Origin of the sequence: Pontibacterium granulatum, assembly GCF_029961155.1 — a bacterium.
In the GTDB taxonomy this organism is placed as follows: Bacteria; Pseudomonadota; Gammaproteobacteria; order Pseudomonadales; family Balneatricaceae; genus Pontibacterium; species Pontibacterium granulatum.
In genome coordinates this window covers 19,919-39,085 of sequence record NZ_JASBRH010000012.1, presented here as the reverse complement: position 1 = coordinate 39,085, position 19,167 = coordinate 19,919, and the positions used below count along the sequence as shown (strand labels likewise).

The 19,167-nt window shown below is 55.5% G+C and carries 17 protein-coding genes; 12 read left to right on the top strand and 5 right to left on the bottom strand.

What is annotated here, in order from left to right; all coding sequences use genetic code 11:
• Positions 1 to 17: 17 nt before the first annotated feature.
• The 4 genes from fdhD to QKW35_RS12560 are packed head-to-tail and all read right to left on the bottom strand — an operon-like array spanning position 18 to position 5,829.
• Positions 18 to 869: a formate dehydrogenase accessory sulfurtransferase FdhD gene (fdhD, locus tag QKW35_RS12575; RefSeq protein WP_282353558.1), complete on the bottom strand. Its 852-nt coding sequence runs from the start codon at positions 867 to 869 to the stop codon at positions 18 to 20.
• Between the two features lie 3 nt (positions 870 to 872).
• Complete coding sequence (gene fdhF / locus QKW35_RS12570) at positions 873 to 3,755, bottom strand: formate dehydrogenase subunit alpha (RefSeq protein WP_282353556.1); 2,883 nt, start codon at positions 3,753 to 3,755, stop codon at positions 873 to 875.
• The gene (locus QKW35_RS12565; RefSeq protein ID WP_425608003.1) at positions 3,755 to 5,332 is read right to left on the bottom strand and encodes a formate dehydrogenase beta subunit; all 1,578 of its coding nucleotides are present in this window, start codon (positions 5,330 to 5,332) and stop codon (positions 3,755 to 3,757) included. Before QKW35_RS12565 ends, fdhF begins: the two co-directional genes overlap by 1 nt.
• Positions 5,332 to 5,829, bottom strand: a complete 498-nt coding sequence (locus tag QKW35_RS12560) for a formate dehydrogenase subunit gamma (RefSeq protein WP_282353554.1) — start codon at positions 5,827 to 5,829, stop codon at positions 5,332 to 5,334. The genes QKW35_RS12565 and QKW35_RS12560 overlap by 1 nt, the downstream gene beginning before the upstream one ends.
• 137 nt (positions 5,830 to 5,966) lie before the next feature.
• On the opposite strand from QKW35_RS12560, the gene QKW35_RS12555 reads away from it, so the two are divergent.
• The 6 genes from QKW35_RS12555 to QKW35_RS12530 all read left to right on the top strand — a co-directional run bounded on the left by QKW35_RS12555 (position 5,967) and on the right by QKW35_RS12530 (position 11,969).
• Positions 5,967 to 7,040 (top strand): substrate-binding domain-containing protein, encoded by a 1,074-nt coding sequence (locus tag QKW35_RS12555; protein WP_282353553.1) that lies wholly within the window; start codon positions 5,967 to 5,969, stop codon positions 7,038 to 7,040.
• Between the two features lie 107 nt (positions 7,041 to 7,147).
• Entirely contained in the window at positions 7,148 to 8,038 is an 891-nt protein-coding gene (locus tag QKW35_RS12550) for a LysR substrate-binding domain-containing protein (RefSeq protein WP_282353552.1), read from the top strand.
• A 357-nt stretch (positions 8,039 to 8,395) separates the two neighbouring features.
• Positions 8,396 to 9,400: a TRAP transporter substrate-binding protein gene (locus QKW35_RS12545; protein ID WP_282353551.1), complete on the top strand. Its 1,005-nt coding sequence runs from the start codon at positions 8,396 to 8,398 to the stop codon at positions 9,398 to 9,400.
• A 181-nt stretch (positions 9,401 to 9,581) separates the two neighbouring features.
• On the top strand, positions 9,582 to 10,130 hold the full coding sequence (locus QKW35_RS12540; protein ID WP_282353548.1) for a TRAP transporter small permease subunit: 549 nt from the start codon (positions 9,582 to 9,584) through the stop codon (positions 10,128 to 10,130).
• A gap of 10 nt (positions 10,131 to 10,140) precedes the next feature.
• Positions 10,141 to 11,445, top strand: coding sequence for a TRAP transporter large permease (locus QKW35_RS12535; RefSeq protein WP_282353547.1), 1,305 nt, complete (start codon positions 10,141 to 10,143; stop codon positions 11,443 to 11,445).
• A 26-nt stretch (positions 11,446 to 11,471) separates the two neighbouring features.
• On the top strand, positions 11,472 to 11,969 hold the full coding sequence (locus tag QKW35_RS12530; RefSeq protein WP_282353545.1) for a universal stress protein: 498 nt from the start codon (positions 11,472 to 11,474) through the stop codon (positions 11,967 to 11,969).
• A gap of 55 nt (positions 11,970 to 12,024) precedes the next feature.
• Here the strand turns inward: QKW35_RS12530 and gloA are convergent, their stop codons facing one another.
• Positions 12,025 to 12,435, bottom strand: a complete 411-nt coding sequence (gene gloA, locus QKW35_RS12525) for a lactoylglutathione lyase (RefSeq protein ID WP_282353543.1) — start codon at positions 12,433 to 12,435, stop codon at positions 12,025 to 12,027.
• 334 nt (positions 12,436 to 12,769) lie between these two features.
• Between gloA and QKW35_RS12520 the strand changes: the two genes are divergently transcribed.
• From QKW35_RS12520 to QKW35_RS12495, 6 genes are all read left to right on the top strand, one after another.
• Positions 12,770 to 13,963: an aromatic ring-hydroxylating oxygenase subunit alpha gene (locus tag QKW35_RS12520; RefSeq protein WP_282353541.1), complete on the top strand. Its 1,194-nt coding sequence runs from the start codon at positions 12,770 to 12,772 to the stop codon at positions 13,961 to 13,963.
• 119 nt (positions 13,964 to 14,082) lie between these two features.
• The gene (locus QKW35_RS12515) at positions 14,083 to 15,066 is read left to right on the top strand and encodes a PDR/VanB family oxidoreductase (RefSeq protein WP_282353540.1); all 984 of its coding nucleotides are present in this window, start codon (positions 14,083 to 14,085) and stop codon (positions 15,064 to 15,066) included.
• Between the two features lie 42 nt (positions 15,067 to 15,108).
• The gene (locus QKW35_RS12510) at positions 15,109 to 15,984 is read left to right on the top strand and encodes an NAD-dependent epimerase/dehydratase family protein (RefSeq protein ID WP_282353537.1); all 876 of its coding nucleotides are present in this window, start codon (positions 15,109 to 15,111) and stop codon (positions 15,982 to 15,984) included.
• A 42-nt stretch (positions 15,985 to 16,026) separates the two neighbouring features.
• Complete coding sequence (locus tag QKW35_RS12505; RefSeq protein ID WP_282353535.1) at positions 16,027 to 16,638, top strand: NAD-dependent dehydratase; 612 nt, start codon at positions 16,027 to 16,029, stop codon at positions 16,636 to 16,638.
• A 51-nt stretch (positions 16,639 to 16,689) separates the two neighbouring features.
• The gene (locus QKW35_RS12500; protein WP_282353534.1) at positions 16,690 to 17,877 is read left to right on the top strand and encodes an oxamate carbamoyltransferase subunit AllG family protein; all 1,188 of its coding nucleotides are present in this window, start codon (positions 16,690 to 16,692) and stop codon (positions 17,875 to 17,877) included.
• Entirely contained in the window at positions 17,871 to 19,154 is a 1,284-nt protein-coding gene (locus QKW35_RS12495; protein WP_282353533.1) for an amidase, read from the top strand. Before QKW35_RS12500 ends, QKW35_RS12495 begins: the two co-directional genes overlap by 7 nt.
• Positions 19,155 to 19,167: the final 13 nt, after the last annotated feature.

Genomic DNA, 19,167 nt, shown 5'->3' with positions numbered 1-19,167 from the left:
GGTATTCCTCCAAAATCTTATTCTTCGATCGCGCGGTGATACACCACGTGACGGCCGGGACGGGCGAAGCCAATTAAGTTTAACCCCGCTTCCCGCGCTTGTTTTAGTGCCAGTGCAGTGGGTGCCGATACGGCCACCAGCGTTGCTGCCCCACACCGGCTGCTTTTATAAACCATTTCGTAGCTGGCCCGGCTGGATACCAGCACAAAGCCCTGCGCCAGATCCACGTGACTGCGGCGCAGGTGCCCCAGCAGTTTATCCAGCGCGTTATGCCGCCCGACATCTTCGCGCAACTGCAGGATATTGCCCTGCAGGTCACACCAGGCAGCGCCGTGGAAGGCACCGGTCATTGCCTGCAGCGGCTGGTTCTCCACCAGAGTGGCGACCGCCTGTTCGACGGCCTCGCCACCCACCAAGGGTTGCGGTGTAACCGGCGAGACCGGTCGCACCGCGTCCTGCAGGGATTCAGTGCCGCATAAACCACAGCCGGTACGGCCGGTCAGGTTGCGACGGCGACGCTTCAGCTCCATCTGGCGCTGGGCGGCGATGGTCAGGTTGACCGCCACCCCCAGCACCAGATTCGCAGGGTCATAGTCGAGGCTGATATCGTAGATCTCGCCGATCTGCTCGACGATCCCTTCACTCAGGCTGAACCCCACCGCAAAGTCTTCCAGATCCAGCGGCGAGGCCATCATCACCACGTGGGAGATACCGTTGTAGACCAATGCTACCGGCACTTCCTGGGCGATCAGGTCTTCCGCCAGCTCATCCTCGCCGGGGCGGCAACGCTGCACCGGTACGGCACAGACACTGTCTTCACGGCAAGGATGCTTGCTGTCAGTCATATGCGGTTCTGGTCGGGCAGCCATGACTTACACCCGGCTCCGGGATTTACGGTCACGGCCTTCGGCCCGGGCCTGTGCCAGCGCCGCTTTCTGCTGCTCGTTAAAGTCGCGGTAGCGTTGCTGCCATTCGGATGGCTGGTTTACCTTCACAACCTGTACCGCGGTCACCTTGTACTCCGGACAGTTGGTTGCCCAGTCGGAGTTGTCGGTGGTTACCACGTTGGCACCGCTGCCCGGATGGTGGAAAGTGGTGTAGATCACACCCGGCTGCATACGGTCGGAAACCTTGGCACGCATCACGGTTTCGCCAGCGCGGCTGGCAATCCCCACCCAGTCACCGTCCACAATGCCGCGATCTTCAGCGTCCTGTGGATGCAGTTCCAGCACATCTTCGTCGTGCCATGCCTGGTTGTCGGTACGGCGGGTCTGTGCACCCACGTTGTACTGCGACAGGATACGACCGGTGGTCAGCAACAGCGGATACTTACGGCTTGAGCGCTCTTCGGTTGCCACGTACTCGGTAATCGCAAAGTGACCTTTACCGATCGGGAAACTCTCCAGATGCATGATCGGTGTACCTTCCGGCGCCTCATCGTTGCATGGCCACTGGATACTGCCCAGTTCTTCCAGGCGATCGTAGCTGACGCCGGTGAAGGTTGGGGTCAGGCTGGCAATCTCGTCCATGATTTCGGACGGATGCGCGTAGTTCATCTCATAGCCCAGCGCGTTGGACAACGCCTGGGTCACTTCCCAGTCCTGCTTACCAGCCAGCGGTGGCATCACCTTGCGGACGCGGTTGATACGACGCTCGGCGTTGGTGAAGGTACCGTCTTTCTCCAGGAAGGACGCACCCGGCAAGAAGACGTGGGCAAACTTCGCCGTTTCGTTGAGGAAGATATCCTGCACCACCAGACATTCCAGGGAACGCAGCGCCGCCTCAACATGGTTGGTGTTCGGGTCAGACTGGGCGATATCTTCGCCCTGGCAGTACATACCCTTGTAGGTCCCATCCAGCGCAGCATCAAACATGTTCGGAATACGCAGGCCCGGCTCGTTGTCCAAGGTCACACCCCAGGCCGCCTCGAAGCGGGCACGAACTGTGTCATCGGCAACGTGCTGGTAGCCCGGCAGCTCGTGCGGGAAGGAGCCCATATCGCAGGAACCCTGTACGTTATTCTGACCACGCAGAGGGTTCACACCCACACCTTCACGGCCGATGTTGCCGGTCGCCAGCGCCAGGTTGGCAATACCCATGACCATGCTGGACCCCTGGCTGTGCTCGGTTACGCCCAGACCGTAGTAGATTGCAGCGTTTTTCGCCTCGGCGTAGATACGTGCCGCACCGCGCAGTTCGCCTGCCGGGATACCGGTAATCGACTCGGTGTTCTCCGGAGAGTGACGTTCTTCGCTGATAAAGCTGCGCCACGCCTGGTAGGCGCTGTCCTCACAACGCTCGGCGATAAATGCGGTATCTTCCAGGCCTTCGGTGATCACCACGTGTGCCATGGCGTTGATAAACGCCACGTTGCTGCCCGGACGCAGTTTCAAATGATGCTGGGTCTCTACGTGAGGGCTCTTCACCAGATCGATACGACGCGGGTCGGCCACGATCAGTTTGGCGCCCTGACGCAGGCGTTTCTTCAGCAGGGAACCAAATACCGGGTGCGCATCCGTTGGGTTCGCGCCGATCACCATCACGGCATCGGCGTGCATTACGGAATCGAAGGTCTGGGTACCGGCAGACTCACCCAGGGTGGTTTTCAGACCGTAACCGGTTGGTGAGTGACAGACACGGGCACAGGTATCGGTGTTGTTGTTACCGAAACCGGCACGGATCAGTTTCTGCACCAGGTAGGTTTCTTCGTTGGTACAACGGGAGGACGTGATACCACCGATACTTTCACGGCCGTATGTCTCCTGAATACCGCGCAGTTTGTTGGCGGCAAAACTCAGCGCTTCATCCCAGGATACTTCCTGCCAAGGCTGGTCGATGGAGTCACGGATCATCGGTTGGGTGATACGGTCTTCGTGGGTGGCATAACCAAACGCGAAGCGCCCTTTCACACAGGAGTGACCGTGGTTCGCCTGACCGTCTTTGTATGGCACCATGCGGATCACTTCCGAACCCTTCATCTCCGCCTTGAACTGACAGCCCACACCACAGTACGCACAGGTGGTCACTACACTGTGTTCCGGCTGGCCGCGGTCGATGACCGATTTTTCCATCAGGGTGGAGGTAGGACACGCCTGGACACAGGCACCACAGGATACACAATCAGATTCCAGGAACGGCTGATCCTGACCCGCTGCAACCTTGGACTCGAAGCCACGACCATCGATAGTCAGCGCAAAGGTACCCTGCACCTCTTCACAGGCACGCACACAGCGGGAGCAAACGATACATTTGCTCGGATCGAAGGTGAAATACGGGTTGGATTCGTCTTTCTCGGCATCCAGGTGATTGTTGCCGGCAAAACCGTAACGCACCTCACGCAGGCCTACGGCACCGGCCATGTCCTGCAGCTCGCAGTCACCGTTGCTCGGACAGGTCAGACAGTCCAGCGGGTGGTCGGAGATGTACAGTTCCATGATATTGCGGCGCAGACGGGCCAGCTTGTCGGTCTGGGTGTTCACCTGCATGCCCGCTTCCACCGGGGTGGTACAGGATGCCGGGGTACCACGGCGACCTTCGATCTCTACCGCACAGATACGGCAGGACCCAAACGCTTCCAGGTTGTCGGAGGCACAGAGTTTCGGGATATTGATATCCGCTTCCGCCGCAGCGCGCAGCACTGAGGTGCCTTCCGGTACGGTCACTTCCACACCGTCAATCTGCAGGGTCACCATCTTTTCCGACAGACGTGCCGGGGTACCGTAGTCCTTGTTCGGATCAAAATACTGCAAAGTCATCAGGCACCTCCTTCAGCAGTCTGAGGTTCAAAATCTTCCGGGAAGTGCTTCACGGCACTCATCACCGGGAACGGGGTCATGCCGCCCATCGCACAGAGGGAGCCGTCGATCATGGTGTCACACAGATCGGTCAGCAACTCCAGGTTGGCTTCGCGGTTTTCGTTGTTGCGGATGCGGTCGATCACCTCCACGCCACGGGTGGAACCGATACGGCACGGGGTACATTTACCGCAGGACTCCGCCACGCAAAACTCCATGGAGAAACGCGCCTGCGCAGACATATCCACAGTGTCATCAAACACCACCACACCACCGTGACCCAATACCGCCCCCATGGCAGAAAAGGCCTCGTAGTCCAGCGGCGTATCCCACTGGCTTTCCGGCAGGTAGGCACCCAACGGGCCACCCACCTGTACCGCACGCGCCGGGCGTCCGGAGAAGGTACCGGCACCAAAATCTTCCATCAGTTCACGCAGGGTCAGACCAAACGCCAGTTCAATCAAACCACCCTGCTTGATGTTGCCCGCCAGCTGGAACGGCAGGGTCCCCAGAGAGCGCCCCATACCGTAGTCGGCATAAGCCTGCGGGCCTTTGTCCAGAATGTACGGGATCGCCGCCAGAGACAGCACGTTGTTCACGACGGTTGGCTGACCAAACAGACCCACAATAGCTGGCAGCGGCGGCTTGGCGCGCACCAGACCCCGCTTACCTTCCAGGCTCTCCAGCAGGGAGGTCTCTTCGCCACAGATGTACGCTTCAGCCCCCAGACGAACTTCCAGGTCAAAGCGTCGGCCGCTACCGAGGATATCGTTACCCAGGAAACCGGCCGCTTCTGCTTTGGCGATCGCTTCGTTCAGGATCTGGTGTGCCACCGGGTATTCGGAGCGCAGGTAGATGTAACCCTGAGTCGCACCCACGGCGAGACCGGCGATGGTCATGCCTTCGATCAACATGTACGGATCGGCTTCCATCACCATACGGTCGGCAAAGGTCCCGGAGTCACCCTCGTCGGCGTTACAGACGATGTATTTCTGGCCACTCTCACCGTTAACAGCATCGGTTGGCACTGCATCCAGTACGGTCTGCCATTTGATGCCGGTAGGGAATGCCGCACCACCACGACCACGCAGGCCGGAGGCTTTCACCGCATCCACAATCGCCTGGGCATCCATCTGCAGTGCATTGCGCAGGCCTTTAAAGCCGTCGTGTGCCTGATAGTCGTCCAGCGATACCGGATCGGTAATACCGGCACGGGCAAAGGTCAGGCGCTGCTGTTTTTTCAGGTACGGGATCTCTTCGGTCAGCCCCAGGCTTAGCGGGTGACCCTGTTCGCCCTGCAACACCCCCTGCTCCAGCAGGCTGTCGATATCGGCATGAGTCACCGGACCGTACGCCACGCGACCGGCCGGGGTTTCCACCTCCAGCATCGGCTCGAGCCAGAACAGACCACGGGAACCGTTACGCACGATCTCTACACTGTCACCACGCTGCTCAGCAGCCACCGCAAATTCACGGGCCACCTTATCGGCACCCAGCGCCAGCGATGTGGTATCACGCGGAATAAATACTTTAACCATCACTTCAACTCCACGGTCTGGGTGGTGAGCTCTTCAACCAGTTCGTCGAAACGCGCATTGCTGACACGACCAACGATGTCGTCATCCACACGCACGGAAGGTCCGCAGGCACAGTTGCCCAGGCAGTACACCTTCTCCAGGGTGATTTCGCGGTCAGACGTGGTTTGGTGGAAACCCACACCCAGCTTTTCCTGGGCGTAACTCTCCAGCTCGCGGGAGCCACGCGCCTGGCATGCCTCGGCAACGCAAACCTGCATCACATGACGGCCTGGTGGGGTAGTACGGAAGTGGTGGTAGAAGCTGATTACACCGTGTACCTCGGCCCGTGACAGGTTCAGTTCAGCGGCGATCATAGCGACTGAGCTTTCAGGAATGTAACCCTCACTGTCCTGAATTCCGTGCAGGATCGGCAGCAGTGCACCGGGCTTGTCTTTCAGCTCGGCGATGATACCGACCACACGTTGCTCGCGCTGCTCATCGAAAGCGTGTGTAGTCATCTGTTCTGTTACTCGGCTCTTGTTTTTATATATGCATTAAATTACATATTTGAACATTATCTAAACGTGATAATGTCTGTTTTATGTTCTTAAAGTAGCACTCGTGCCAATCATTAAAAATATGAAATGTTGTTCATATGAAGAGAATACAAGTTGTACCCACCTGGTCGTTTCGTGACGGCAGTGGTAACCAGTTGAATCCGCAATTATTTTCCCTGCTGCGTGCAATACACGAAGAGGGCAAGTTGACGGCGGCAACAAAAAAAGCGGGCATCTCCTACCGTCACGGTTGGAACCTGCTCAACACCTGGGCGGCGTTTTTTGGCGTACCGCTGGTTGAGCTGCAAAAAGGCCGCGGCGCCCAGCTGACCGCCCTGGGTGAAAAACTGATCTGGGCCGAGCAAAGGGTTGTCGCCCGTCTGAAACCCCAGCTGGAAAGCCTGGCCTCGGATCTGAACATGGAGATCCACCGCGCTCTGGAGGGGGTTAGCCCGCTGCTGCGCATTAACGCCAGCCACGGCTATGCGGTCGCCCTGCTGCCGGATTTTGCCGAAGGGATCCAGCTGGACCTGCAGTACAAAAGCGCCGAAGATGCATTGGCCTCACTGGGCCGTGGCACCTGCGATATCGCCGGTTTTCACCTGCCCACCAGCGTGGTCAGCCCGAAACTGATCGAGAGCTACAGCCGCTACCTGAAACCACGGGTGCACAAGGTGATCCGCTTTATCACCCGTCGCCAGGGCTTGATGGTGAAGTCGGATAATCCCCATGGGATCACCGGTCTGGAAGACCTGACCAAAGCAGGCGTGCGTTTTATCAACCGCCAGAAAGAGTCCGGCACCCGCGTACTGCTGGATGAGATGTTGAAGCAACGGCAGATCAACAGTCGCCAGATCGAGGGCTTCGAAAACGAGGAGTTTACCCACTCCGCTGTAGCGGCCTATGTAGCCTCCGGTATGGCGGATGCGGGGATGGGTGTGGAAGCGGCCGCGCGCCAGTTTGGTCTCGGCTTTATCCCGCTGGAGGAGGAGTACTACCTGCTGGTCTGTCACCACCGCAGTCTCGAGCAGGCCGCCGTGGAACAACTGCTGCAGAATATCCGCAGCCCGGCTTTCCAGCAGGCGGTGATGCAGTTACCGGGCTACAGCCCGGAGTGCTGTGGTGAAATCGTCGCACTGGATGACTTGCTGTCAAAGACAAACACGATTTAGAGCAGCGTGAATCGTTGTGTAGCTGTATCAGTACAGTTGACCTGCGTCGGGAACTGCCTTATATCTCAATCGGATAAACAAAAATAATAAATAAATCAGAGTGACATATGCTACATCTGCCTTTGCTGAATGCTTTAAAAACATTTGTTGTAGCGGGCCATTACCTGAACTTCACCAAAGCGGCGGAAGAGTTGTTGGTATCGCCATCCGCCGTAAGCCATCAAATCCGTGTGCTCGAAGATTATCTGGGCTTAAAGCTGTTTTTGCGCCAGAAACGCACCTTAATCCTCACGCCAGAGGGCAAACACCTGCACTCAGCACTTGAAGGCCCCTTTGACCAGATCGCGCGTGCGATTCAGGATGTGGTGCAACACCGCGGCAGAGACTCACTGAATATTGCGCTGCGTCCATTCTTTTCCAGTGCCTGGCTGGCTCAGCGTCTGAGCAGCTTCTGGGGACAGCATCCGGATATCCAGATCGATCTGATGCATACCATCAAAGTCCCCGACTTCCTGGCAGACAACATCGATCTGGCTATCATCTGGGGCAAAGGCAACTGGCCGGATCTGGAGAGCGAACTACTGATCCCGGGCAACCTGACACCTGTCTGCAGCACCGACCTGCTGCACCGGGTCGGACCTGTTGAATCACCGCAAGACCTGCAGAAATTCACCCTGATCCATGATGAGGACCATTCCGCCTGGGACGACTGGCTGCGCAAAGCGGGAGTGACGCAGCTCAACACACCAACCAGCCTGATCATTGACGACACAAACGTACGCCTGCAGGCCGTGCTGAACGGTCAGGGCGTCATGCTGGGTTGTCCCGCCTTATTAAAAAATGAATTCAGTAGCGGTCGCCTGATACAGCTTTTTGATACCTGTCTGGATACATACTCTTATCACCTGGCGTATCCCAAAAGCCATAAGGATACTCAGCGCATCGCCACCTTCGTACAGTGGATCAAGCAAACATCCGAGTCCGAGCGTTATGAATAATCCTTGTCCGATATCAAGTTTTAATTGTCACCTCAGCGGGTGACATAAACCGCCTGCTTTTAAAACCGACACTTAAATCAGAGTGTCCTATTCGGGTTAATCGATAACAAACCCATTAATCTCTTATTTTTCAATGCATTTGCAATAACTATTCGAACTCAGAATACCTTCTCAGAAGTTCTTAAATATTTCATAAAACCCACCATCCCAGAGAGTTTGTGAATCCAGCTCACAGTTCCTTGAGAAGCGCTTCATGGTCAGCAAAATAAATTGTGACATGATTGATCTGGATCTAAACAAACAATCCTTTGTTGCAAACGCAATAACAATAATCAGATTACAACCTGGGATAAGACAATGATTAAAAAAATAAGTATGACGTTGGGTCTCACCGCCCTGCTAACTGCGGCCCACACACTGCCAGCCAACGCTGCAACCGTATGGGATATGCCGAATGAATATCCGGCAACTTCAGTTCAGGGAGAAGGTGATAAATATTTTGCAGGGTTGCTGAAAGAAAAATCCAAGGGTGAAATTGAGATCGCTCACCACTTTGGCGGGGCGTTGGGCCTGAAGTCCAAGGACCAACTGGATGCGGTAGGTGATGGGGCAGTCGTACTGGCCAATACCTTTATTCCTCCTCTGGGTGGTGTTGACCCGATTTTCCTGCTCTCCTCTCTGCCGTTCCTAAGCTCCAACACCGAAGAAGCGCATACCTTATACGTAGTCGCCAAACCTTACTACGAGAAGGTGCTGGCCAAATATAACCAGAAACTGCTGTATTCCTCTCCGTGGCCTTCGAGCGGCCTTTGGGGTAAACGCGCACTGACAGACAATGGCGCTATCAACAACCTGAAGATGCGTACCTACGATGCCAACGGCACCAAGGTATTCAAAAGCGCAGGCTCTGCGCCGATCCAGCTCAGCTGGGCCGACATCGTGCCGCAGCTCTCCACCGGGGGTATTGATGGCGTACTGACGTCTATCGAAGCCGGTCTGAGCGCCAGTTTTAACGATTACGTTTCCCACTTCACTGCGCTGAACTACGACAGCACCATCAACCTGGTCACTATGAACCTGGATGTTTGGAACGGTTTGTCTCCAGAGATGCAGCAGGCCGTTTCAGAAGCAGCCCAGGAAGCGGAGAAACATGTCTGGAGCAACACCAGCAATGTCGTGCAGGAGAACTATGCCCTGGCCCGTCAACGGGGCATGACAGTGGTGGAAGATGTACCCGCCAACTTCAGATCCGAACTCAAACAAGCGGCAAGTGCTGTCGTGGCTGAATGGATGGAAAAAATGGGGCCTCAAGGCGAAGAACTGCTCGAGCAGTATCGTGCCGCATTGGCGAAATCCCATTAACCACAACCTCAAAGTGCAGTCCGATGTTTCAGGTACTGCCTGAAGTGACTGCAGGACCGGGCGTTTTAGCCCGGTCCACCTACCGATCAGCAATGATCACTATGCTGGTGAGCGGATATAGCGGCGCTCTGCTGATATCTCAGCCACAGAAACAACAATAACGATAATTCCGGTGTAGCTTATGAACGAGAGTACTCCATCTTTGCTTCGCAGGATGGTCGATGGCTTTATCTGTCTCGCCTCCTGGTTGTCACGTTCGGGTGCGGTGCTGGCGGCATTGATCATGGCCGCAATGACTTTGCACGTGATGCTGGAAATCAGCTTGCGCGCTTTTTTCAGTACTTCAACCTTTGTTCTGGATGAATTTGTCGGTTACGGCGTTGCCGCCATGACCTTCCTGTCGCTCGGATACGCCTTCGAAACCAGTGCGTTGATCCGGGTAAATATTCTGTTGGCCAAGATCCGGACGCAACTGATGCGCCGTTTCGTTGAGATGCTGTGCGTGCTCGCGGCCTTTGGCCTGACCTGTTATCTGGCCAACTATTTCTGGCGCACCGTGCTTCGTAATTGGGAGCGGGGGTCCACCAGCGAAACCATTGCTGCCGTGCCGTTATGGATTCCGGAAGCGTTTGTCTTGCTGGGTCTGGCAATTTTCATCATTCAGATGCTGTCCTACATCGTCAAGATTATGGCGGGTTACAGTTTAAATGCCGAAACCGCAGAAGAGTAATGGGTGAGTTATGGATGTTTTAATGCATATGGGCCTTATGCTGGCCCTGATCATACTGTTTCTCGGACTGGGAACCTGGGTGTTTGTCGGCCTGTTTCTTGTTGCGATTAGCAGCCTGTTTTTTATCGCGGACTTCTCCATCGATCGAATCGGTTTTATCGCCCGTTCGGTTGTCTGGCGCAGTGCCAGCGCCTGGGAGCTGTCCGCCATTCCGCTGTTTATCTGGATGGGAGAGATCATCTTCCGTACCGATATCTCAGACCGTCTGTTCCGCGGACTGTCACCGTTGGTGCAATGGATGCCGGGGCGCCTGCTGCATACTAACGTGCTCGGCTGCACCCTGTTTGCCGCCGTCAGCGGATCCACTTCGGCCACCACAGCAACCGTTGGCAAGATCACCACAACAGCCCTGGCTGAGCGCAGTTATAACAATGCCCTGTCCGTGGGCTCTCTCGCAGGTGCCGGTAGCCTTGGCCTGTTGATCCCTCCGTCCATCGTCATGATCATCTACGGTGTTCTGGCAGAGGTTTCGATCTCCAAACTGTTTGCCGCCGGCATCATGCCGGGCTTGCTGGTTGCTTTTTTGTACTCCTCTTACATCATCGTTCGTTGCGTAATGAGCCCTCAGCTGGCACCGGCGTCCGATGAACGTATCAGCCTGCAGCAATGCCTGTCCGGGCTGAAAGATTTGCTGCCGATTGTCACCCTCATCGTGCTTGTGCTGGGGGGAATTTACAGCGGTATCGCCACACCATCGGAAGCTGCAGCCGTAGGGGTAATGGCCACTTTCGTGCTAATCATTCTGATGGGAAGCTTCTCATGGGATATCGTCATTGAAGCGGCGATGGGCGCGGTAAAAACCTCCTGTATGGTGTGCTCAATACTGGTGTCGGCAGCCTTTTTATCCACCGCCATCGGCTATCTGCATATTCCGGTACAGCTGGTGACACTGATCGAAAGCATGGCGTTGTCTCCATATGGACTGCTGCTGATTCTGGCCGCTTTTTATATCCTGCTCGGTTTCTTCCTGGATGGTATCTCCATCATCGTGATGAGCCTGCCGATAACGCTACCACTGATTCTGCAAGCCGGATTCGATCCAATCTGGTACGGCGTATTTCTGGTACTGATGGTTGAGCTGGCACAGATGACACCGCCGGTAGGTTTCAACCTGTTTATCCTGCAGGGACTGACCGGGCAATCAATCGGACGGGTGGTCCAGGCGGCGTTTCCGTTCTTTATCCTGATGTGTATCGCCGTCGTAATCATCAGCCTGTTCCCGCAGGTTGTACTCGTGCTGCCAAACATGATGTAAACCACAACCGGATAACAGGTATTGCTATGAGTCTTCCAGATATAAACAAGATTCTTTATACAACTTCGCTGGGCCCTTATACCCGCGCGGTGTACCGTCACGCGATTCAGATGGCACAGCAGAACAGCGCCGAGCTGATCATGCTGCATGTCATGAGTCCTGTAGGCGAGCTGGGCGAAGCGTTGATTCGTCAGTATCTGCCAGCCGCACTGGTCAAGCAGGTGCAGAACGAAGGCATCAATAAGATCACCGAGCAGATGCGCGCCCGTGTCCAGCTTTTCTTCGATGAGGAGCTGTATGACCTGGGTACGGACAACGCCGTTCAGGTAACACCGATGGTGGTGGAAGGCGAACACGATGAAGCGATCCTGCGGGTTGCCAGGGAGCAGGAGGTAGACCTGATTGTAATGGGGACCGAACATAAACTGGGTCTGCACAGCCAGAGTCATACCACGCAAAAAGTGATCAAGCGCAGTCGTGTTCCGGTCTATGTCGTGCCAACCGGCAAGGACTATCCGCAGTAGTCTCTGTGGATCCGGGTATAAAAAAGCCAGCCTTGATGGGCTGGCTTTTTCTTTACTAACCGTTGAGCGGTTCGTTCAGCTCAATGACGTAACCATCGGGATCAAAGATAAATCCCAACATGCGGGTACCGTGATTCATAGCTTTGGCGGGGCTTTTAATGCGGACACCTTCTGCTTCCAGGTAAGCCATCGCCTCTACTACGTTATCCACATTAAATGCCAGATGGCCGTATGCGTCACCTTTGTCATACGGTTCGGTAATATCCCAGTTATTGGTGAGCTCCAACGTTGTAGTTTCGTTTTCCGGCCCGAACCCTACAAACACATTGGTAAATCGTCCACCTGGATATTCATTTTTACGCAGCACTTTCATCCCCATAATCCGGGTATAAAAATCGATTGACTTATCAAGATCGGCAACCCGAATCATGGTGTGATCCAGACGAAATTTAATATTTTCAGACATATTTTTATTCTCTTTATCTCAAACACTATTAAGCAATCTTATTGTACAAAAACCCGCCATCAACAATGTTTAGTTTTCCTCAAAGCTGGTTGAGCTTTACTTGCTTCACTGAGATTCAACGTGAATATAAATTCACAGTTATCCACCAGCCTTTGTTGTACATACAGGTTTGAGAAATATTCACATCACATTGAAGTTTGCTTTGTTCTTATACTCACAAATTTTTGAGAACATTTTTAACGAGGCTTAAAAAGCCAACCTTGAAAAGCCAACCAAAAAAAACAGTATCAAAACAAATTAACTTATTAACACATTTCGCAGGAGCTTTAGCGGTATGACTAAAAAAACAATAAAAAGCCCAATCCCTATTGCTGAATTCGATTCCAGTTACAGTGACGGCGGTGCGGTATATTCTCTGCCACCGGAGTGTTTTACTTCGGAAGACTTTTATCAGTTTGAGATGAACGCCGTATGGAGCCACGAATGGTTCTGTGTCGGTCGTGCCAATGATATTCCGGATACAGGTGACTACTACACCATCACCGTCGGTGACGATCCATTGGTGGTGATCCGTGATCGCAGCGGCTCCATCAATGTGGTGTCTAATGTCTGCCAGCACCGCGGCATGCTGATTGTCGAGGGGCGTGGCAATACCCGCCGTTTGCGTTGTCCGCTACACGCCTGGGTCTACAACACCCAGGGTGAGTTAACCTCCGCACCGGGCCTGACCGACAAGGACGACGAGGAGTTCAATGTTAAGGATGTGTGCCTGCCGAAGCTGCGTACGGAGATATGGGAAGGTTTTATCTTCTGTACTCAAGATGAAAGCTTGCCACCACTGAGCGACCGCCTGGGCAATCTGGGTGAACAACTTCGCAACTACAAGATGTCCGAGTTACGTGCACCTGAGCCGCTGGAGATGGAACCGTTCGACTGGAACTGGAAGATCTTCAACGACGAGTGCTACCACTGTTCTTTCCTGCACGGCTCATCCTGGGGTGACATGTTTCCCCTACCACAGAGCAATGTTGACGAGGAAGTTAAATTCAACGATGTAGGCCGGGGACTGGTGTCCTACAACCTGATCAGCCCCCATAAGGACGCTGCACCAACCCATACCGGGTCCATTCTGCAGCCAGCGATGGAAGGTCTCACCGACGCAGAGCGGTCCCAGCTGTCCTATGTCACGGTTGCACCCAACCTGCTGATCGTCGCCATGCCGGATAAGGTGAAGTACTTCATGTGGTTGCCGACCGGCGCGAAGACATCGTTGTACGGCGTTTCCTGGATGTATCCAGAATCCACTCTGCAGCGGGACGACTTCCAGGACAACTTCCAGAAAGAACACGACGACCTCTGGCCGGTGATGGAAGAGGATGTTTTCGCCTGGCGCTCCTGTCAGGTGGGTTTTCAGTCCCAACATGCAACCCGTGGTCGTCTGACCTCCGACGAAAAAGTGATTCAGCGTCTGCAAAACTGGCTGATCGATAAGTATCGCGCTGAAGACAGTGCCGCTGACGGCGCCTGATCACGAATCCGCTCCACCGGGGCACAGCGGGTTTCTATCCCTCTGAGGTGCCGTTGGCCCCGTTATAACAAGAACAATGCGGATCGTTATATCCGTACTTATTTTAAAAGGGTGGTCTTATGTCCAACGATGACAGACTGATGCTGCGTGTCGCCCGTAAGGAGAAACTAACCGATGATGTGATCGGATTAACTCTGGTCTCCCAAGACGGTCAGCCCTTACCCCACTGGACACCGGGTTCTCATATTGAGCTGGCCCTCTCTCTTTACCGTAACGGTGCTGCACCTGCGTCTAGCGATGATGTTTTGCTGCGCCAGTATTCCCTGTGCAGCGACTACCGGGATCAGACACAGTGGCAGGTCGCCGTATTACGCGAAGATAGCGGCCGTGGTGGATCACGATTCATCCACAAAGGTCTGCGCGAGGGCGACACTCTACAGGTCTCCCAGCCGCGTAACCTTTTCCCGTTTGCGCCCCGCAAGAAGGTCCTGTTCATCGCCGGTGGTATCGGTATCACGCCGATGTTGCCGATGATCCAGCAGGCCGATGCAGAAGGGATCGACTGGCGTTTGGTCTATCTGGCCCGAGACCGGAGTCGGATGTCGCTGTTGGACCGGCTCACTGCATACGACAGTAACCGTATCCGTCTCAATGGTGATGCCGAAGATGGACCGCTTGATCTCACAGCCCTGTTGACCGAATGCGATGCCGATACCTCCGTATACTCCTGCGGCCCAAAAGGGCTGCTTGATGCACTGGAGGGCATGGCTGCGACACAGGATCAATGGAGCCTGCATATCGAGCGCTTCAGTGGCGGTGATGTGGATACTCGCGGTAACGCGTTCGATGTCGTGATTAACAGCACCGGACAGCGCCTGCATATCCCCGAAGGCCGTTCTGTACTCAGCGTACTGCGTGAAAACGGTTTCAAAATTCCCAGCTCATGCGGTGACGGTGTGTGCGGTTCCTGTGAAACCGGCGTTCTGGCCGGTACACCGGATCATCGCGATGCGGTTCTCTCGCCTGAAGAGAAGGCCGACAACGACTATATGATGCTCTGCGTATCGCGTGCCCTGAGCGATGAGTTAGTCCTGGATCTATGAGCACAACCACCCTTTTCCAACAGTTATTTAAGGTAGTTCTATATGTCTAAGCAACGGGTAGTAGTGACCGGAGGTTCCGGTCGTGTGGGTCGTTATGTAGTACGCCAGTTACTAACCGAATACGAGGTGGTTATCGCCGACTTGGTTGCCGGTGATGCAGACGCTCACTTTGTGGAAACCAATGTCATGGCGCTGGATCAGTTGCGGCAGGCGATGCAGGGCGCCGATGCCGTCGTGCATCTGGCGGCACTGGATTATGACTGGGCCTGCGAGCCGGAAAAATACATCGACGTCAACGTCCGCGGTACCTGGCACGTGCTGCAGGCCGCCTCCGAACTGGGTATCAAGAAAGTTGTACTCTGTTCCAGCATCTCTGCCTGCGGCCTGTCCGAAATGCGACCGGACTGGACACCACAGAGCTTGCCTGTGGATGAAACCCATACCAACAAACCAGTCCAGGCCTACAGCGTCAGTAAGATCGTGATGGAACAGATGGCGCAAAGTTTCGCTGACGGTTTCGATATGGAGGTGATCTGCCTGCGTCCGCTGGCCGTGGTACTGGAGGAAACCCTGCAGCAATACATCGACTTTGTTGACGCACCGGAACGTCACTGGCTGTTCTACTACGTAACCGCCGAAGATGTAGCCACCGCATTCCATGCGGCAGTAAAACTTCAGGGACTGAAATACGGCGCTTTCTTCCTCAGTGCCGACGACACATCGCATCCGCAACCAACCCTGGACTGGTACCGGCAAGTCATTGGCGAACTGCCTCCGATCGAGAATCCGCGCAAATATCAGCAGAACCCACGTGCCTCGATCTTCAGCAGTGCCAAAGCGAAAGAACTGCTGGGCTGGCAACCGACGTCCAACTTCGAGCAACTGCGGGCCCTGGCCAAGTCCAAGGCGCACCGCTGATCACCATAACAAAAACAAAATCGCTAAGTGAGAGATAACCCAATGAATTCCATCCGTACTGGCAAAGTTGACTGGACCGGTGATAACCCGTTTATCTATCTGAAAACCGACCCAAAGGGCGACTGGTCGTCCCTCTCCCTGTATTTCCGCATTGCCGCCTCCGACTACGGTCGCGGCCAGGCAATATTGGTGCTGGAGAATCCCTACCAGAAGGAGGACACCAACGCGGTGCGCCTGTGCCTGACCGATAACCTGGAACTGGCCCGTTATCTGGTGGATCAGTTCGTACGCCGCTTCGGTCTGTTCCGCCCAGCCGTGGCACTGGATACGCTGGAATACGTGGCGGACGCCCGCTTCGAAACTCTGGCCGACTATCCAGCCCATGTTACCGAGCGCGCCACCTCTGACAGCCATAACCTTCAGATCGACATGATTTGGAAAGACCTTCAGGACACCTTCGCGGTAGCCCTGCCACCGGCAGAAACCCAAACCGGCGAACATGAAATGTTCTGTGTGTTCCAACCCGCCAGCAGCGCCTGTGTCGAGATCAACGGTCAGGCAATCACCGGCCAGACCGTAGAGCGGGACTTTCTCGACCGAATCGCCCAATCCGCAGCCCTCGCCAACAGTGAAAGTTGGGTGCGCGCCGACTGAAGTCGCCTGTGACTGGTGCAGATGTTCTATTTAAAGGAGGGAACGCCCCCAATGCTGAACCTGACTGATGATCTGAAAGCTTTTGAGCAAGTAAAGCGCTGCGATCCGCGCTGGAGCGGTATGTGCCGGGTACGCGATGTCCTGCTGCATGCTGACCAACTCCTGCTGCATGCCGGACCACCCTTTACCAGTGCCGAGCAGATTCCACCACCGGTGATGAACTCACTTTGTATCGGTGCCATTTATGAAGGCTGGGCCGAAGACTACGCTCAAGCACGGGACGCGATCCTGGCCGGTGAGATCGCTGTTGCGCCGGCTCAGGATCACGATATCGTGGTACCTCTGGCCGGGGTGGCTTCACCCTCAATGGCGCTGATGGTGGTGACCAACGCCAATCAACCCACACACCGGAAATATGCCGTTATCAACGAGGGAATGGTGCACTGCACACGGCTGGGTAAACTCGACCCAGACTTGCCTGACCACCTGCGCTGGCTGAATGGTGAATTGGCCGAATGGCTCGGCTATCAGCTGTTGGCACCAATCGCACTGCTGCCGATGATCAGCGCAGCACTTGAAGCCGGCGACGACTGTCACGGCCGCACTCTGGTGGGTTCTGAACTATTGGCGGAGACCCTACTTGGTGTGCAGGCTAGCGCCGCGCCTGCGGCAATCCGTGACTTTCTGCACAGCTCACCCGCCTTTGCTCTGAACGTGTGGATGGCCGCCAGCAGCCTACTGTTGAGCGCGGCCGAAGGCAGTGAAAATAGCTCGCTGATTACCCGCGCCGGCGGCAACGGTGTCAGCTTCGGCGTACAGGTCGCAGCGCGGCCAGGCCAATGGATATGTATGCCTGCACCGGAAGTAAAAGGTGCAGTCGACGATGCGTTCGCTGGGTATCGCGCACTGGGCGCAATCGGTGACAGTGCCGTGGTGGACTTTTTGGGTTTGGGTGGCCAGGTACTGAATACAGCGACGGCGTCCCGTGAAGCCTTGTGCTCATATTTACCTGACGATGCCCTGTCCCGTCCGAAGAAGGCGTTGACTGCAGCGCTAGCACGCCTACCGGAGCGCCTCGTAATAACAGGTGCCCGCCAGGTGGTGAACCAGGCTGCAGGGCCACTGATACTGTTGGGGATGATCGAACAGACCGGTACCGCCGGACGCATTGGAGGGGGTGTCGTGGACGTTCCGGCAACCTTCTTCCAACACGTTTTGTCTGAGGCAGGCTTATGCTGAGTACCGATCCGAGCCAATGGAGTCTGTCTGCCATGCTGGCCGCCATCAAGCAGGGTGAGCAGGATACCGAAACCTTGATCAACGCTTGCTTTGACGCGGTGGATCAGCGTGAAGCGGAATTGAACGCATGGCAGTTTCTACGTAGCCGCCAGCAGGTTCTACAAACATACCGCGATAACCGCACGTTCTACGATCGCAGCCCGCTGAAAGGGCTGCCGGTCGGTATCAAGGACATCATCGATACGGCCGAGATGCCGACTGAACTCGGATCGCCAATCCATCGGGGGCGTCGGCCGCACGATGATGCAACCTGCGTGGTTCGTCTGAAACAGGCAGGTGCAATCATCATGGGCAAAACAGTCACGACCGAGTTTGCCTATTTCAAACCCGGTGATACGGTCAACCCTCACGATCCCCGCCGTACGCCGGGAGGCTCCTCCAGCGGCTCTGCCGCTGCGGTGGCCGCCGGAATGGTTCCGCTAGCACTGGGTTCGCAAACAGCTGCCTCGGTAATCCGCCCGGCTGCTTTCTGCGGTATCAGCGGCTACGTCTGCACTCGCGGCGAGTTGTCATTACGGGGTGTCCAGCCCCTGGCTCAGTCACTGGATGCGTTGGGTATTCTGAGCCGTTCGGCCCAAGACGCCAGTTTGGTGCGGACCCTGTTGCTGGGACAGTCGGCGGCAGCGATTGCGCCGGTCAAGCCCAAATCGGTTTTGCTCTGTTTGGGTAGCGCCATCGGCGAGACTGACCCGGCCATGACCGAGGCGCTGATTGCATTGAGCCGAGAACTGCGCGTGCAGGGTATTGAAATCCAGCAACTGCATAGCTGCGATTTGCTCAAACGACTGGTGGCACTGCATCATCAAATACTGGCGTTCGAAGCACGTCGTAACCTTGCCTACGAGGCTGCTCATCCAGAACAGCTCAGCGAGCCATTCAGGGAGCTAATGGTGCACGGTGATCAGATCTCCTATGCCGAGTACCTTGATGCACTGGCGTCAATCCGCAAGATCGGTGTATGGCTGTGGAAACAGCATGCCGAAGCCGATCTGATTCTTGCGCCCTCCGCTCCCGGCGTTGCGCCTCTCGGTACCGAGCGCACCGGTCTACCCCATATGAGTCGTCCGTGGCAGGCGTTGGGGCTACCGGTTATTAATCTGCCCGGCGCCAGGGATAGTGAAGGTTTGCCGTTGGGTCTGCAACTTGTTGGACGGCCACACGATGATGAACGGTTACTGGCGGTCGCCGCCTGGATCGAGCACTTTCACCATAACTGAGTTGCACTGACCG

Excerpts from the sequence above, each read along its gene's own strand:
- gloA (WP_282353543.1), bottom strand. The coding sequence starts at position 12,435 with ATGTCTGAAAATATTAAATTTCGTCTGGATCACACCATGATTCGGGTT.
- QKW35_RS12550 (WP_282353552.1), top strand. The coding sequence starts at position 7,148 with ATGCTACATCTGCCTTTGCTGAATGCTTTAAAAACATTTGTTGTAGCG.
- QKW35_RS12510 (WP_282353537.1), top strand. The coding sequence starts at position 15,109 with ATGTCTAAGCAACGGGTAGTAGTGACCGGAGGTTCCGGTCGTGTGGGT.
- QKW35_RS12560 (WP_282353554.1), bottom strand. The coding sequence starts at position 5,829 with ATGACTACACACGCTTTCGATGAGCAGCGCGAGCAACGTGTGGTCGGT.
- QKW35_RS12540 (WP_282353548.1), top strand. The coding sequence starts at position 9,582 with ATGAACGAGAGTACTCCATCTTTGCTTCGCAGGATGGTCGATGGCTTT.
- QKW35_RS12505 (WP_282353535.1), top strand. The coding sequence starts at position 16,027 with ATGAATTCCATCCGTACTGGCAAAGTTGACTGGACCGGTGATAACCCG.
- QKW35_RS12555 (WP_282353553.1), top strand. The coding sequence starts at position 5,967 with ATGAAGAGAATACAAGTTGTACCCACCTGGTCGTTTCGTGACGGCAGT.
- QKW35_RS12500 (WP_282353534.1), top strand. The coding sequence starts at position 16,690 with ATGCTGAACCTGACTGATGATCTGAAAGCTTTTGAGCAAGTAAAGCGC.
- QKW35_RS12520 (WP_282353541.1), top strand. The coding sequence starts at position 12,770 with ATGACTAAAAAAACAATAAAAAGCCCAATCCCTATTGCTGAATTCGAT.
- fdhF (WP_282353556.1), bottom strand. The coding sequence starts at position 3,755 with ATGACTTTGCAGTATTTTGATCCGAACAAGGACTACGGTACCCCGGCA.
- QKW35_RS12545 (WP_282353551.1), top strand. The coding sequence starts at position 8,396 with ATGATTAAAAAAATAAGTATGACGTTGGGTCTCACCGCCCTGCTAACT.
- QKW35_RS12515 (WP_282353540.1), top strand. The coding sequence starts at position 14,083 with ATGTCCAACGATGACAGACTGATGCTGCGTGTCGCCCGTAAGGAGAAA.
- QKW35_RS12535 (WP_282353547.1), top strand. The coding sequence starts at position 10,141 with ATGGATGTTTTAATGCATATGGGCCTTATGCTGGCCCTGATCATACTG.
- QKW35_RS12495 (WP_282353533.1), top strand. The coding sequence starts at position 17,871 with ATGCTGAGTACCGATCCGAGCCAATGGAGTCTGTCTGCCATGCTGGCC.
- fdhD (WP_282353558.1), bottom strand. The coding sequence starts at position 869 with ATGGCTGCCCGACCAGAACCGCATATGACTGACAGCAAGCATCCTTGC.
- QKW35_RS12565 (WP_425608003.1), bottom strand. The coding sequence starts at position 5,332 with ATGGTTAAAGTATTTATTCCGCGTGATACCACATCGCTGGCGCTGGGT.
- QKW35_RS12530 (WP_282353545.1), top strand. The coding sequence starts at position 11,472 with ATGAGTCTTCCAGATATAAACAAGATTCTTTATACAACTTCGCTGGGC.